The sequence below is a fragment of the Mucilaginibacter sp. L196 genome (assembly GCF_009765905.1).
In the GTDB taxonomy this organism is placed as follows: Bacteria; Bacteroidota; Bacteroidia; order Sphingobacteriales; family Sphingobacteriaceae; genus Mucilaginibacter.
In genome coordinates this window covers 203,927-219,384 of sequence record NZ_LMUO01000015.1, presented here as the reverse complement: position 1 = coordinate 219,384, position 15,458 = coordinate 203,927, and the positions used below count along the sequence as shown (strand labels likewise).

Sequence of the window (15,458 nt, the reverse complement as noted above, 5' to 3'; positions counted from 1 at the left end):
CTTGCGAAAAGAGCCAAATAAGTTCTTTGAAATATTGCTGCCGAAATATCAAACTTCGGATTATCCCTTATAATCGGGGTCAAACTCCACTATCCATTCAATACCATATTTATCCCTGAATATTGCACCATATGTACCCCAGGGACTATCGCCAATTGGTCCTTCAACATTTCCACCTGCTGATAGTCCGTTAAATATTTTGTCAGCTTCTTCACGACTTCCCACACTGACAGCTATTTTTGACCTGTTTTCGTTCTCGTTTACTTTGCCCATAAACTCGGGAACATCATTAGCTATCAATACATTGTGTTTGCCAATAGGCAAACCAATATACATGATCTTGTTTGCGTCATTTTCCGCGATCGGGAATTCTTCGCTTGATAGCTCTTTGAAACGAACAATCTTTGTAAACTCTCCGCCAAAAACTGATTTGTAAAAAGTGAATGCTTCCTCGGCATTGCCGTTAAAGTTGATCCAGGGATTAATTGTTCTCATGATTTTTTATTTTAGATTTTATTCTCTTCGGTACAACTTGCGCTCGTTTGTAATGAGTGCATAACATAGTTTTGCATTTATAACATCACAAAATATATCTCTTCAGAATTTCTTACACGGTATTGATAAGATGTTGGACTTAGTATTTTTAGCTAAAATATAAATCTTACTATGTAATCGCAAAATGATATTAAGCACTCGTTGCAAACGAGCGCAAGTAAAGAGCAAGAATAAAAATGCAGCTCACCCTCTATGCGCCGCAGGCGGAGAGAGGGTCGACAAGCGAAGCAAAGTCGGGGTGAGTCACCGAAGCGCGAAAAAGCAACAATACAAGTTATACAGCTTCCACCTTAGCAGCCCGATTCCCCGCCAAACTCTCCCCCTCAATCTTCTTCTGCAATTCCAAAATAGCTCCAATCAACGATTCCGGGCGTGGCGGACACCCCTGCACATAAACATCGACAGGAATAACCCGATCAACACCCTTAACCACATGATAGCCATATTGCCAGTAAGGGCCGCCACAATTAGAGCAGGACCCCATCGAGATCACATATTTAGGCTCGGGCATTTGCTCGTATAAACGTTTAATGCGCTCGGCCATTTTAAAGGTAACCGTGCCGGCAATGATAATCACATCCGCATGGCGTGCCGACGGGCGCGGGAAAACGCCAAAGCGGTCCAAATCATAAGTAGATGCAAATGAGCCCATCATCTCAATAGCGCAGCAGGCTATACCAAAGCTTAAAGGCCATAACGATGATAAACGAGCCCAGTTTAACAGGTCGTCCATTTTGGTGATTACTACACCGCCACTTTCACTGGTTATATCATTACTCATTTTCGGGCTTTTTAAAAGTTGGTTTAAACATCGGCTTCCTGATCGGTTGCGGCATTGCTGGTGTAGCATTCGCGGTCTCAATAGCTAAAACAGGTTGCTCCATGCTGAATTTTCGTACAGTATGAGAACTCTGCTCCAAATTCAATTTATCATAAAGCGATATTGGTATTTGTACATCGGTTGTAGGTTTAATTACGGCTGGTTTAATCCAATCCAAATCACCTTTGCACCAAACATATACTAATCCCAATATCAGTATCCCCAAAAAAATGAACATTTCCACTAAGGATAATATTCCCCAGCGTGGTTCAATTTTATTAATCTCGTGACTCCCAAACACTGTCGCCCACGGAAAAACAAACACCATCTCCACCTCAAAAAGTAGAAATACTAATGCAATTACATAAAAGCGGGAGTTAAAAGGTAACCAAGCGCTACCAACAGGTTCTTCACCGCATTCATAAGAAGTTTGCTTCTCAAAATTGGGATGATTAGGCGCGAAAACACGGTTTACAAAGAATATTAAGCATACCACTATTATTCCTGTAATTAAAAAGATAAGTATCTTCCCAAATTCTGATATTTGCGCAACATCGCCCATGGCAACAAATTTAATAAAACAAACAGATTTCGACGCTATAATTATTGGCGGCGGCGCATGCGGCTTAATGACCGCAGTACAAGCAGGTTTTTTAGGCAAACGAACGTTGATCCTCGAAAAGAACGATCGTGTAGGCGCTAAAATACTGATCAGCGGCGGCGGCCGTTGTAATTATACAAACCTATATTCCTCCGCACAGCAATTTATCTCGGTAAACGAGCATTTCTGCAAATCGGCCTTCGCGCAGTGGACGGTTGACGATACCATCAGCTTTTTTGAGAGTTATGGCATTGAAGGCCAGGAGAAAACCTTAGGTCAGCTATTTCCCACAACCAATAAAGCGAAGGATGTTGTAGAAGTTTTTACCGGCTTATGCCGAGATCTTGGACAGGAAATAAAGTGCGATGTCTCTGTAAAAAATATTGATAAATCAAGCGATGGTTTCATTGTTACCTATGAAATCGGCGAAAAAGAATATCAACTGCAAACGCCAAAAGTAGTTATCGCCTCCGGCGGATTACCTATTCAAAAAATAGGAGCGACCGATTTTGGCCTGCGCATGGCACGCAAATTTGACTTGAATCTTACCGAAACAGCGCCAGCCTTAGTGCCGTTAACCATCACCGGGAAAGATCAACCATGGTACGAGCAGCTATCAGGCAATAGTATCTTTTGTCGTGTTTGGAACGATAGGATCAGCTTTGAAGAAAATATTCTGTTTACTCATTGGGGATTAAGCGGCCCGGCTATCCTGCAAATTTCATCCTATTGGCGACCGGGAGAATCTATTTATATCGATCTGCTGCCTAACGAAAATATTGCTGAGCTGATTCAACAGGAAAAAGAAGCAAATGGCAAGAAAATGCTGCTCGCTTATCTGGCCAGCCTCTACACCCGCAAATTTGCTGAAGCTTTAAGCGATAAACTTCCGGTTGAAAAGAATCTGGCATCATTAACCAAAACTGATATTGAAAACATCAGCGCGTTAATACACGAATTTAAAGTAAAACCGGCAGGGGATAAGGGCTACGATAAAGCCGAAGTAATGCGCGGCGGCGTATCAACCGATGAACTATCATCCAAAACCCTTGAAGTTAAAAAAGTACCTGGCCTATATTACGGCGGCGAATGTGTAGACGTAACCGGCTGGCTCGGCGGTTACAACTTCCAATGGGCCTGGGCCTGTGGGTTTGTAATAGCCCAAGGTTTATAATTTAAAACTAACAAATTGTCATGCTGAACTTGTTTCAGCATCCCACACGAAAAGCCTACAGAAACCAAAGTTTTGAGCGATCTTAGGCGCCATCTAAACCACCATGTCATTGCGAGGAACGAAGCAATCGCACGGAGAAAAGCGGCCTTGTATAGTTCGCGATTGCTTCGTTCCTCGCAATGACATAAAATAAAAAAGAGCCAAAAATCAAGCCGGTTTCACATCTTGATTCTTGGCTCTTATATCTTGATTCTAAAGAATTATTGGACTCCGTGAGCAGCCTGCGCTTTGTAATAATTGTTTATCAGCTTATCAATATTGCGCAGATTATATTTGTTCTGATGCAGCTGATCAACAATTTCCGGTTCATCACCCAAAATTTCACTCATTACATCTATAAAATTAGCAGGTGTTAATTGCTTCATCACCGCTGTATTAGCACCGTAATAATAACCAGTTACCGTTGATCCGCCTAATGGTATACTGATACCGCCTCCTAAACCCATGCCGAAACCGCCACCGCCGGTACCAAAACCGCCGCCAACTCCTATACCAACATCAGGCTGTACGCCGCCACCACCGTTTACTTTACCCCTGAACATATAAAGTTTCGGGTCGGCATCAACCACAACTTTTACAAAATCCAGTTCGTATTTACTCCATACGCCCATTCTTGGTGCTACGGCAACTATAAAGCTATCACGGCCCATTACAAATGAGCTTAGTTCGCTTGCGCTGATTTTAATAGAATTTGCCTTATCATTAGGCTTATATTCAATAAAAGCTTCGTCGGGGATGGGGTGAGCACCCGACATTTTCATTTTAATCAAACCTATCGACTTGTTGTTTTTAACATCGTAATAGCAGCCCGACTGCCAGGTTTGTGCCTGTGATTTTTCAAAAACGAAAAGAAGGCAAAAGATTGATAAGCAGATTGTGGTTATTTTAAACATAATAGTAGGTAAACGTAGTATTCATCGCAAAATTACTTACCACAAAAATAACTTTTTATATGTTCATTGCTAACTTGTTTCAACATCTTTACAAGCCGGTGTTTCATCGGTTTATCAAAAACAATTAGTTTTGAATTTTTAACCAACCACATCAAAATAATTATGCAATTAACTGTCGATCTGCGCAGCGATACGGTTACCAAACCAACCCCCGGCATGCTGGATGCCATGATGAATGCCAAAGTTGGCGACGACGTTTTTGGCGAAGATGAAACGGTAAACCATCTCGAAGAAAAATCAGCGGCAATGTTTGGCATGGGGGCCGGGATATTCTGTCCCTCCGGAACTATGACCAACCAGATCGCTATAAAATGTTTCACCCAACCTTTAGATGAATTAATCGCCGATCAAACCGCCCATATTTATCGTTACGAGGGTGGGGGAATAGCGTTCAATTCAGCAGTATCAACTCGTTTATTAAATGGCTATCGCGGTATCATCACCGCCGAAATGATCGAGCCAGAAATTAACGCCGATAATATCCATCATCCACATACCAGCTTGGTCGCCTTAGAAAATACCGTAAATAAAGGCGGCGGCAGTTGTTATACGTTAGCTCAAATTAAACCCATTGCCGATTTATGCCGAAATAAAAGCCTAAAGCTACATTTAGATGGCGCGAGGATCTTCAACGCCCTTGCCCATACCGATGATAGAGCTGTTGATTATGGTAAATATTTTAATGGTATATCAGTTTGTTTATCAAAAGGCCTAGGCGCTCCGATAGGTTCTGTTTTTTTGGCGGATAAGGAAACCATCAAATATGCCCGCCGTATCCGCAAGGTTTTTGGCGGAGGCATGCGTCAGGCTGGCTTTTTAGCCGCTGCGGGAATCTACGCGCTGGATAATCATGTAGATCGTTTAAAAATAGACCATGCACATGCGCAGATACTTAGCGAAACCCTAAGCAATTGCCCATGGGTAAGCGGCGTTTTACCTGCCGAAACTAATCTTATTCTATTCGATACCGTTGAACCTGCTGCTGTAATATTAGAAAAGCTTGCTGCTAAAGGCATCAGAGCCATGAGTACTGATAGGCACCGGATACGCTTTGTATTGCATTTGGATATACACCCTGAGCAAATTGAGTATACGGTTGATGTGTTAAAAAGCTTGTAATATTCCCACTTTGTCATTCTGAACGCAGTGAAGAATCTGTGAGGTAGTTTACGCCGGATAGATTCTTCACTGCGTTCAGAATGACAAAAGGTGTAACAAGAAAAGCCTCGCGTTTAGCAAGGCTTTTCTTGTTATGATAGGGTGATTACCCCAAATACGATTTCAAAATCTTACTTCTCGAAGTATGGCGAAGGCGTTGCAGCGCCTTGTCCTTTATCTGCCTTACACGCTCACGGGTAAGGTTAAATTTCTCGCCAATCTCTTCTAATGACAATGGCGAACTGGCACCTAATCCAAAAAATAGTACCACAATCTCGCGTTCACGTTCAGTAAGTGTGGATAGGGAACGTTTAATTTCTTCGGATAATGATTCATTAATTAAGTTTGAATCAGTATTCGGCTCATGGTTTTCCAATACATCTAACAATGTATTTTCTTCACCGGTAACAAATGGCGCATCCATTGATACATGGCGGCCCGAGTTACTTAAAGTATCAGATATTTTGTCGACAGTGGTCTCTAATATATCAGCCAGTTCTTCCGGCGATGGCTCACGCTCAAATTCCTGCTCTAACTTAGAGAACGCTTTGCTTATTTTACTTAATGAACCTACCTGGTTCAAAGGTAAACGTACAATGCGTGATTGCTCGGCAATGGCCTGCAAAATTGACTGGCGGATCCACCAAACGGCGTAGGAAATGAATTTGAATCCTTTGGTTTCATCAAAACGTTTAGCGGCTTTGATCAAACCTAAGTTACCTTCGTTTATCAGGTCGCCAAGGGTTAGGCCCTGGTTTTGGTATTGTTTTGCTACAGATACAACAAAACGTAAGTTAGTTTTGGTTAAACGCTCCAGGGCAGCCTGGTCGCCTTCCCGTATTTTTTGTGCTAATATTACTTCTTCTTCGGCTGTTATTAGGTCAACTTTTCCAATTTCGTGAAGGTATTTATCAAGTGATTGAGATTCACGGTTGGTTATGGATTGGGTTATTTTGAGTTGTCTCATCTATTTAAAACCTCGATTCTAAGTGGATTTTCTAAAAATTAACGTGTAAAGCTATAAAATTGTTATAAAAAATTTAACTAAAAAAAGTTTTCAAAAAAGAGGGTCTATATTTGATTTGACGCAATTTATTGCACGGTTTTTGTAGTAATAAGGCTCCCTGTTTTTATACAATATTTAGGTTAAACGTTTCTTTAATTCTGATGCCTTTTTCTGTTTGTTGTAACGTACAACATTCGTTAATAGCGTCGTGTTCAAGATACAAAATATATTGTTTTTCCAAGGCTTCGGTTAAAATAATCTTCTTTTCGGTAAGTGTTTTCAGCGGGAACATATCATACGCCATTACATAAGGCATAGGCAAATGTCCCACAGATGGCAGCAGATCAGCCATATACAAAATTTCATGTCCTTTGTAATTGAGTAGTGGCAGCATCATCGCTTCTGTATGGCCATGCGCGAATTTCACCCGGAAGTTTTCAGAGAATTGCACACCGTCTTTACTGTCAATAAATCGCAGTTGCCCGCTATCCTGTATGGGCAATATATTTTCCTTTAAAAACGATGCTTTTTCGCGTTCGTTCGGGTTTACGGCCCAATCCCAATGATCCTTATTGCTCCAGTAAAATGCGTTTTTAAAAGCAGGTTTTAATTTATCACCCTCTCTTTTAACCGCGCCGCCCACATGGTCAAAATGCAGATGCGTTAAAAATACATCTGTAATATCATCCCTATGGAAACCTTTTGCCGCTAATGATTTATCAATAGTTGCATCACCATGTAAATAGTAGTGACTAAAAAACTTTTCATCCTGCTTGTTACCAATACCGGTATCAATCAATATCAAACGATCGCCATCCTCAACCAATAGGCAACGCATGGCCCAGGTACAAAGATTGTTTTCATCAGCCGGGTTGGTTCTGTTCCAGATGGTTTTTGGTACTACACCAAACATGGCGCCGCCATCTAATTTAAAAAAGCCGGTATCAATGGTATGCAGGTTCATAGTAAGTTAAAAGTACAAAGTTGAAAGTCAAAAGTCAGAAAAAAACATTGAAGATTTTCCTAAAACAAAAAAGATCAATGATTCTAATCATTGATCTTTAAATTATCAGTAATTGAAAGCTTTTAACTTTATACTTTCAACTTAAAACTTTACAAGTGTATACACTCGCCGTATGCTTCGGCAGCAGCTTCCATAACAGCCTCGCTCATTGTTGGGTGAGGATGTACAGATTTGATGAGCTCGTGGCCGGTTGCTTCCAGCTTACGTGCGGTAACTATTTCAGCAATTAGCTCGGTAACATTATGACCCAACATGTGAGCGCCTAAGATTTCACCGTATTTAGCATCAAATATCAGTTTAATAAAACCATCTTTTGCGCCTGCGGCAGATGCCTTGCCCGATGCAGAGAATGGGAATTTACCAATCTTCAACTCATAGCCTGCTTCTTTGGCTGCTTTTTCGGTATAACCAACAGATGCGATCTCAGGGGCACAATAAGTACAACCCGGGATGTTGTTATAGTTCAACGGTTCAGGATGATGACCGGCAATTTTTTCAACACAAATAATACCTTCTGCTGATGCTACGTGAGCCAATGCCTGTCCTTTTACAATATCGCCAATGGCAAAAATGCCATCAACGTTGGTTTTATAATAGTCATCAACTAATACTTTTCCTTTGTCGGTTTTAACGCCAACTTCTTCAAGTCCGATGCCTTCAAGGTTGGTTGATATGCCAACTGCTGATAAAACAACATCAGCTTCCAAAACTTCGGTACCGGTTGCAGTTTTTACAGTTACTTTACAGCCCACGCCTGAGGTGTCAACAGACTCAACATTTGAACCTGTTAATATATTGATGCCTGTTTTCTTTAGTAAACGACCCAGTTGTTTTGAAACTTCTTCATCTTCTAAAGGCACAATATTATCTAAATACTCCACTACAGTAACTGATGTACCGATAGAGTTATAAAAATAAGCGAATTCAATACCAATAGCGCCTGAACCCACAACAATCATGCTTTTTGGTTGCTTAGGTAATATCATCGCCTGGCGATAGCCTATTACTTTTTCGCCATCTTGTTTGATATTTGGCAACTCACGTGAGCGGCCGCCTGTGGCTATTATAATGTTAGTTCCGGTAACTTCTTGCGTAGTACCATTGCTGCTTTTAACTTCAACAACGCCTTTGCTTTTTATTTTACCGAAGCCGTTTATTACGTCAATTTTGTTTTTCTTCATTAAAAACTGAACGCCTTTGCTCATGCCATCGGCAACGCCGCGGCTTCTTTTTATGATAGATTCAAAATTAACTTCACCGCCATTTACAGTAATACCGTAATCGGCAGCATGGTTTAGGTATTCAAATACCTGGGCGCTTTTTAATAACGCTTTGGTAGGTATACAACCCCAGTTAAGGCATATTCCGCCAAGGGATTCCTTTTCAATTATTGCTGTTTTTAAACCCAATTGGGAAGCGCGAATGGCAGCTACGTAACCACCCGGGCCCGACCCTATAACAATTAAATCGTAGTTCATGCTTTTATTTATGATGTATATAATTAGCGCAAAGCTAAGTAAATAGCCCGATATGCTAAAATGCTACTCCGCCGTACTAAATAATAGGATTTTCAGATTAAAATGACGCTATGAATGAGGTTGACTTGCAAATATTAAAAATACAGATAAATACTAGTTTGATAGGTATTTGACCTATTTTTTAACATATCATGTTGGTTTTGTGTTTATTGTTAATAAATATTTAATCAGTATTAATATTAATGTAACATTATTGATACCGGGATGTATTATTTTTGTTGCAATTAACTGACTTATCATTAACACAAAACAACAAAGTATGAGGAAGCATTTACTTCTATTTCTACTAGTCACGTGTGTATCATTTTTCGCTTCGAAAAATGCCAGCGCGCAAGGTGTAACAACCGCATCAATCAACGGTATCGTGAGCGATAGCAAAGGCCCGATACCCGGAGCCACAATTACTGTTACACACATCCCAACCGGAACGGTATACTCTACCGGAAGCCGTGCCGACGGCCGGTTTAACTTGCCTAACTTAAGAGTAGGCGGCCCTTACACTTTTAAAGTATCATTTGTAGGCTACACCGATTTTGTAGAGGAAAATATTACTTTATCAATTGGTCAGGATCAACACATTGATGCTAAATTGGCCGAAAGCAGCACCACATTATCTGAAGTAAAAATTTCAGGCACTGGTGGAAAAGTGATCAACTCATCGCGCACCGGTGCCCGCGAAACAATAAGCCGTTCACAAATTGATGGTTTACCTACCTTAAACCGGTCATTAAGCGATTTTACAAAACTTGCTCCCTCGGCAAACGGATTAAACTTTGGCGGCCGTAGTTCAACGTTTAACAATATTACTGTTGATGGCGCGCTGTTTAATAACTCTTTTGGTTTAGCAAGTACGCTTGGTGGCCAAACTAACTCGCAACCTATTTCATTAGATGCCATTGATCAGATTCAGGTTGATATTGCGCCCTATGACGTTCGTCAAGGTAACTTTACAGGCGCTGGTGTTAATACCGTTGTAAAATCAGGTACTAACGAGTTTAAAGCAACTGTTTATGATTATTTGCGTAGTACAGGCCTAACAGGTTATAGTGCAGGTAATACAAACGTTACCAAAACACCTTTTAACTATCACCAGATAGGTGCAAGCTTCGGTGGGGCTATCATTAAAAACAAATTGTTTTATTTTGTTTCCGGCGAAGAAGAACGGATAAGCCAACCAGCCACACCTTATGTAGCTACAGGTTCAGGAGCCGGTGGTTCTGTATCACAAGCTAAAGCATCAACCCTTGATTCGATTAAAAACTATCTTGCCCAGCATTACGGTTACAATGCAGGCCCTTACCAGGGTTATAGTTTTGATACCTATAGCAATAAGGTAACTGTAAAAATCGACTGGAATATTGATAAAAATAACACTTTAAGTGCTAAATACTTTTATCTGAAGTCTTACGGAGATCATCCACCAAGCAACTCCGGCATAACTAACTCAAACGGCACTACAGCTGTTGGTTATGGTACTACCCGCGACGCAGGTGTAAACAGTTTACCTTTTTATGGTTCAGGGTATCGCATAAATAATAACTTTAACATAGGTATTATTGAGTTGGATAGCCGTATCAGCAGCAGCTTATCAAACAGGGCTACTATTGGTTACTCTGCTTTAAGAGACTATCGTGCAGCATTAGGTGGCGAAAGTATTCCATTTGTTGATATTGGCAACAGTACATCACAAGGTACAGCTACTGATGTTGTTAAATCAACCGCTGTTGAAACAAGCTTTGGTTCTGAGCTTTATACTGTCGGTAACTTATTATACACCAACATCGGCCAGTTTTCTGATGACTTGACTTTATACGCAGGTAAACACGAGTTTACTTTTGGTACCAGCGACCAGATACAGAGCTACAAAAATGGTTTCGCGCCCGATTATAATGGTTTATATACTTATAACTCGGCTTATGATTTCTTGCATGGTTTACCTGCAGCAGCATATACAGTTCGTTATTCTGCAGCTGGTGGTTCTTTACCTTATGCTAAAATTAGCGCAGGTATATATAGCGTATACGCACAGGATAAATATCATATAACAGATAACATCAGGTTAACCTACGGTATCAGGGCAGATTATGATGCTTTCCCAACATCACTACCGCAAAATAATAATGTTACCGGCCTTACTTTCCAGCAAGGTATACAAGTTAATCCATCAGTATTGCCAAAAAACCGTGTTCAATTATCGCCACGAGTTGGCTTTAACTGGGATGTAAATGGCGATGGTTCAACTCAGGTTCGCGGTGGTACTGGTTTATTCTCAGGTACAGTTCCTTTTGTTTGGATATCAAACCAGGCATCAAATAATGGTGTGTTATTTGGCTCATATACTGTAGTGAAAGGCGCGGCTGGTAATACAGCGGCTCAAAATAACCAATTAGTATTTAACCCAAATGTTAATGCAAATCACCCTATAGGTGCTGCAGCGGCAAATACTTCTTATGAGCTGGATATTACAGATCCAAACCTAAAATACCCTAAAGTATTCAGGTCTAACTTAGCTATCGACCAAAAATTAGGCTGGGGTGTTGTTGCAACAATTGAAGGTGCTTACACCAAAGATATTAATGCTATCTACACAGAAAACTTAGTGCTGTCTAACGGATATGCTACTTTACCTAACTCAGGTGGTCAAATTCGCTATACATCAAAAAATACAACTCCTGCGGCATCTGCGGCTACAGCGGCAAATCCATCAATCACAGGTTTGTATTATCTGACAAATACTAATAAAGGCGATTCTTACTTCGTTACCGGTCAGTTACAAAAAACATTTGTTGGCGGTTTCTACTTTAACGTTGCCTATACCCATAGTGGTTCACTGGATGTTAATGACGGCGGTTCAACAGCAAGTACTATATGGAGTTCGCGCGATGTAGCAGGCAATCCGAATGGCGATAACCTTTCAAACAGTACATATGTTCAGCCTAACCGTGTAATAGGTTCGTTAATGTACAAAAAGGACTATTTTGGCCATGGTGCTACATCTGTAGGCTTATTATTTGAAATGGCTAATAATGGCGCGGTATCATACATCACCAGTGGCGACCCTAATAATGATGGTGCTACAAATGATTTAATGTACATCCCCAAAACTCAAAATGACATTATTTTAGTACCTGACCCATCAACTAACCCAGGTACTGCGCAGACACAATGGAGCCAGTTAAATGCATTTATTAATCAGGATAAATATCTGAAAAGCCACAGAGGGCAATTTGCTCAAAGAAACGGCGTAATATTACCATACTACAAAAGGTTCGATTTTAAGGTTGTTCAGGATTTTTATGTTAGAGCAGGTAAAACTAAAAACACGCTTGAGGTATCATTGGATATTATTAACGTAGGTAACTTATTAAACAAAAACTGGGGATTGTACCAGGATTCATTTAATGGGGTATCAACAGGTAATACCACTATACTTCACTACGTAGGTCTTAACTCAGCCGGGGCACCTACTTATTCATTCCCTTTATTGAATACAACAACCAAAACGCCTGTAACAACATCATTTGTAAACGATGTTTCTCAACTATCACGTTATCAAGCACAACTAGGTTTAAGGTATATTTTTAATTAAGCTACTGTTAACTCGTAATATAAAAAGCCGGCTTAAGTCGGCTTTTTTGATATATTTTCATTTTGTTTAACCTGTTCAATTACAGTTAATTGGAATTTATTGTTTTGTAACAATTTTGTTACAATGTTAGTTAGTGAAAACTCAGAATTTCTACCAAATGTGCGATTCTTTCATTTAAAGGCACTTTCGATTGAAAATTTACTTAATAAAAACTGTTAATGTTAATAAATATTCAACGTTTGTTAATATTGAGTTAATATTGGCTAAGGTTCTGCCAATTATCTTTGCCGCTAATCAACTGAATCATTAATTCATAAAAACAAAGCAAAGTATGAGGAAGTATTTACTTTCATTATTCATTTCCGTTTTTACAATGTGCGCGGCATTGGCACAAGTTGCAAATGCTCAAGTCCACATTACAGGTAAAGTAATTGATACAATAACACGTGAACCTTTGGTAGGTGCCACTATTGTTGTAAAAGGAACTACTACCGCAACTACAGCCTCATTAGATGGCTCATTCAAACTTAAAGCCCCGGCTGGTGGCCAAACAATAGTAATTACTTTTGTTGGTTATGTGCCACAAACATTCCACGTTGGTGATGCAGACAAAAATTTAGGCACTATCTTATTAAGTCCTAATTCATCATCAATAAAAGAGGTGACAATCACCGCTGACGTTGCTATCGACAGAAAAACTCCGGTTGCTGTTACCACAATTAGCCAGGAGTTTATTGATGAGCACATCAGTAATGGTGGAATTCCAGATCTGTTAACAAGTGTACCGGGAGTATTTACTACACAAGGTGATGGTGGTTACGGCGATGGCCGTGTTAATATCCGTGGTTTCTCAAGTCGCTCAGGAAATGGTAACGTTGCTTACACAGTTAATGGTATCCCTATTAACGACCCGGAAACAGGTGCACTTTACTGGTCAGACTTTGCTGGTATTACCGATGTTGCCCGTTCAATACAAGTACAACGTGGTTTAGGAGCTTCAAAAATTATTGTTCCTTCATTTGGTGGTACAGTTAACGTAACAACACGTACTACTGATCAAGAGGCAGGGGGGTTTGTTTCTGAAGGCATTGGAAGCGATGGCTATAATAAAACGGCTATATTAATTTCAACCGGATTAGATGCAAACGGTTGGGCTGCAACATTTGCCGGTAGCAGAACACAGGGCGCATATCCATTTCAGGGTTCAAACTTTTTAGGTTATGATTATTTCTTTAACCTTTCAAAAATACTCAGCGCAAAACAAACCATTTCATTTACATTGATCGGTGCAAATCAAACGCACGGTCAAAGGCCAGAGCAGCAAGTATTTTATAACTCAAATGCTCCAACTTCACCATATTATGCAGCTGCACCACAGGGTGTAAATTGGAATACCTGGTATGGTTTTAAAGATGGCAAAGAATATAACCCTTATAACAATTTTTATTCTGAACCGATTTTATCAATAAATCATGAATGGTCTATAAACAGCAAGTCAAGCCTGTCAACTGTATTGTACGCTTTATTAGGTGATGGCGGCGGCGGCGGTATCGATGGTGTCTCATCTGCTTATTATAGTGCGAATTCATTACCACGTTCAGGTAACATTTATACGCCTATAAATTACAGCGCTGTCGAAGCATATAACGCAGCTAACCCAACCGGAGCATCATTAACTTATGTTGATGACGCGCATGATAAAACACAATGGTATGGTTTAAGAAGTACTTACAAAACCTTATTGGGTAAATATATCGACCTTCAAGCTGGTTTAGACTTTAGATATTACCATGGCGATCACTACACTCAGGTAACCGATTTGTTAGGTGGTAGCTATGTAGCTTTCCCTTACACAGGTAACCCGGCTTTAGGTAAAACAGGTGGAAATATTAATGACCCTGCCGGTGTAGTAGGTATTAATGGCCTTGTTGATTATCATAACATTGATTATGTTGAATCGGGCGGTGCCTTTGCACAGGCTGAATATTCTAAAAATGACTTTAGCGCATTCGTTACTGCATCAGGTTCAGAAAATGCTGATTCAAGGAGAGACCCTTTTGATTATTTGAACAGCGACCCTAATCAAAAAAGCCGTTGGGTAAACTTTACTACTTTCCAGGTAAAAGCCGGCGCAAACTACAACATTAACTCAGAAATGAACGTGTTCGCAAACGTTGGTTACTTAACTAAGCCACCATATTTTGGTAACGTGTTTGTTGATTACACCAATAAAATTAACTCTTCAGCTATCGACGAAAAATTGTTAGGCTACGAATTGGGTTATAACTTTAAAGTTTCACAATTCAGCGCAAAAGTTAACTTGTTCAGAGAAAACTACAGGGATAGGGCATTTGCTTCAACCTTCTCTGATGCAACAACTGATCAGTTATATACTACCAATATATCAGGCGTAAACGAATTACATCAGGGTGTTGAAGTTGAGCTTAACTACAAACCTGTTCAACAAGTTTTAGTTGGTGCTACAGCTACAATAGGCGATTACCACTATACTTCAAATTCAGGCCAGGTAAATGTTCAAAACAGTCAAGGTGCAGTAATTGATACAATACATTCAGTTCAACTTAAAAATCAAAAAATAGGTGATCAGCCTCAAAACACTTTCACTGCATTCGCTGAGGTTTGGGTTGTACCTGCATTAAAAATAGGTGCACGTGTAGCTTATTACACCGATTATACCTCTTATGTTCCTTTCCAGGATTATACCCAGGCAAACGATCATCCGTACGTTCTTCCAAACTACGCGATATGGAGTATGAATGCCGTATACAAATTCAAAATGGCCGGGTTTAATGCAGAACTGATAGGCAATGTTAATAATCTGTTGAATTCGAAGATAATGACAGATGTTACAGATGCATCTGCCCAGGGTGTTTTGAATCAAATTACCGCTTATTGGTTAAATCAGAGAACGTTTACTACAACATTAAAAGTTAGGTTTTAACAAGAAAAAATATTAAAT

The 15,458-nt window shown here is 40.0% G+C and carries 11 protein-coding genes; 4 read left to right on the top strand and 7 right to left on the bottom strand.

All coding sequences use genetic code 11. The annotated features are described in order from the left end of the window. Positions 1-60: 60 nt before the first annotated feature. The 3 genes from GSQ74_RS11955 to GSQ74_RS11945 form a co-directional block, all read right to left on the bottom strand. Positions 61-495, bottom strand: coding sequence for a VOC family protein (locus GSQ74_RS11955; RefSeq protein ID WP_158993534.1), 435 nt, complete (start codon positions 493-495; stop codon positions 61-63). A 334-nt stretch (positions 496-829) separates the two neighbouring features. Further along, the gene (locus tag GSQ74_RS11950) at positions 830-1,336 is read right to left on the bottom strand and encodes an NADH-quinone oxidoreductase subunit B (protein WP_158993532.1); all 507 of its coding nucleotides are present in this window, start codon (positions 1,334-1,336) and stop codon (positions 830-832) included. Next, complete coding sequence (locus tag GSQ74_RS11945; RefSeq protein ID WP_158993530.1) at positions 1,329-1,937, bottom strand: NADH-quinone oxidoreductase subunit A; 609 nt, start codon at positions 1,935-1,937, stop codon at positions 1,329-1,331. The genes GSQ74_RS11950 and GSQ74_RS11945 overlap by 8 nt, the downstream gene beginning before the upstream one ends. On the opposite strand from GSQ74_RS11945, the gene GSQ74_RS11940 reads away from it, so the two are divergent. Continuing rightward, the gene (locus GSQ74_RS11940) at positions 1,936-3,150 is read left to right on the top strand and encodes an NAD(P)/FAD-dependent oxidoreductase (RefSeq protein WP_158993528.1); all 1,215 of its coding nucleotides are present in this window, start codon (positions 1,936-1,938) and stop codon (positions 3,148-3,150) included. The two genes, GSQ74_RS11945 and GSQ74_RS11940, sit on opposite strands and share 2 nt — an antisense overlap. 260 nt (positions 3,151-3,410) lie before the next feature. Here the strand turns inward: GSQ74_RS11940 and GSQ74_RS11935 are convergent, their stop codons facing one another. Then, positions 3,411-4,103: a hypothetical protein gene (locus tag GSQ74_RS11935; protein WP_158993526.1), complete on the bottom strand. Its 693-nt coding sequence runs from the start codon at positions 4,101-4,103 to the stop codon at positions 3,411-3,413. Between the two features lie 162 nt (positions 4,104-4,265). Between GSQ74_RS11935 and GSQ74_RS11930 the strand changes: the two genes are divergently transcribed. Then, the gene (locus GSQ74_RS11930) at positions 4,266-5,282 is read left to right on the top strand and encodes a low specificity L-threonine aldolase (protein WP_158993524.1); all 1,017 of its coding nucleotides are present in this window, start codon (positions 4,266-4,268) and stop codon (positions 5,280-5,282) included. Positions 5,283-5,427: 145 nt separating this feature from the next. On the opposite strand, the gene GSQ74_RS11925 is transcribed toward GSQ74_RS11930, so the two are convergent. From GSQ74_RS11925 to lpdA, 3 genes are all read right to left on the bottom strand, one after another. Then, a complete protein-coding gene (locus tag GSQ74_RS11925; protein ID WP_158993522.1) occupies positions 5,428-6,288 on the bottom strand; it encodes an RNA polymerase sigma factor RpoD/SigA in 861 nt (286 codons plus the stop codon). 163 nt (positions 6,289-6,451) lie between these two features. Next, on the bottom strand, positions 6,452-7,291 hold the full coding sequence (locus tag GSQ74_RS11920; protein ID WP_158993520.1) for an MBL fold metallo-hydrolase: 840 nt from the start codon (positions 7,289-7,291) through the stop codon (positions 6,452-6,454). Positions 7,292-7,440: 149 nt separating this feature from the next. Then, entirely contained in the window at positions 7,441-8,829 is a 1,389-nt protein-coding gene (lpdA, locus tag GSQ74_RS11915) for a dihydrolipoyl dehydrogenase (protein ID WP_158993518.1), read from the bottom strand. Positions 8,830-9,148: 319 nt separating this feature from the next. On the opposite strand from lpdA, the gene GSQ74_RS11910 reads away from it, so the two are divergent. Both GSQ74_RS11910 and GSQ74_RS11905 read left to right on the top strand, forming a co-directional pair. Next, complete coding sequence (locus tag GSQ74_RS11910; RefSeq protein ID WP_158993516.1) at positions 9,149-12,478, top strand: TonB-dependent receptor; 3,330 nt, start codon at positions 9,149-9,151, stop codon at positions 12,476-12,478. A 331-nt stretch (positions 12,479-12,809) separates the two neighbouring features. Next, on the top strand, positions 12,810-15,440 hold the full coding sequence (locus tag GSQ74_RS11905) for a TonB-dependent receptor domain-containing protein (RefSeq protein ID WP_158993514.1): 2,631 nt from the start codon (positions 12,810-12,812) through the stop codon (positions 15,438-15,440). The last annotated feature ends 18 nt before the right edge of the window (positions 15,441-15,458 follow it).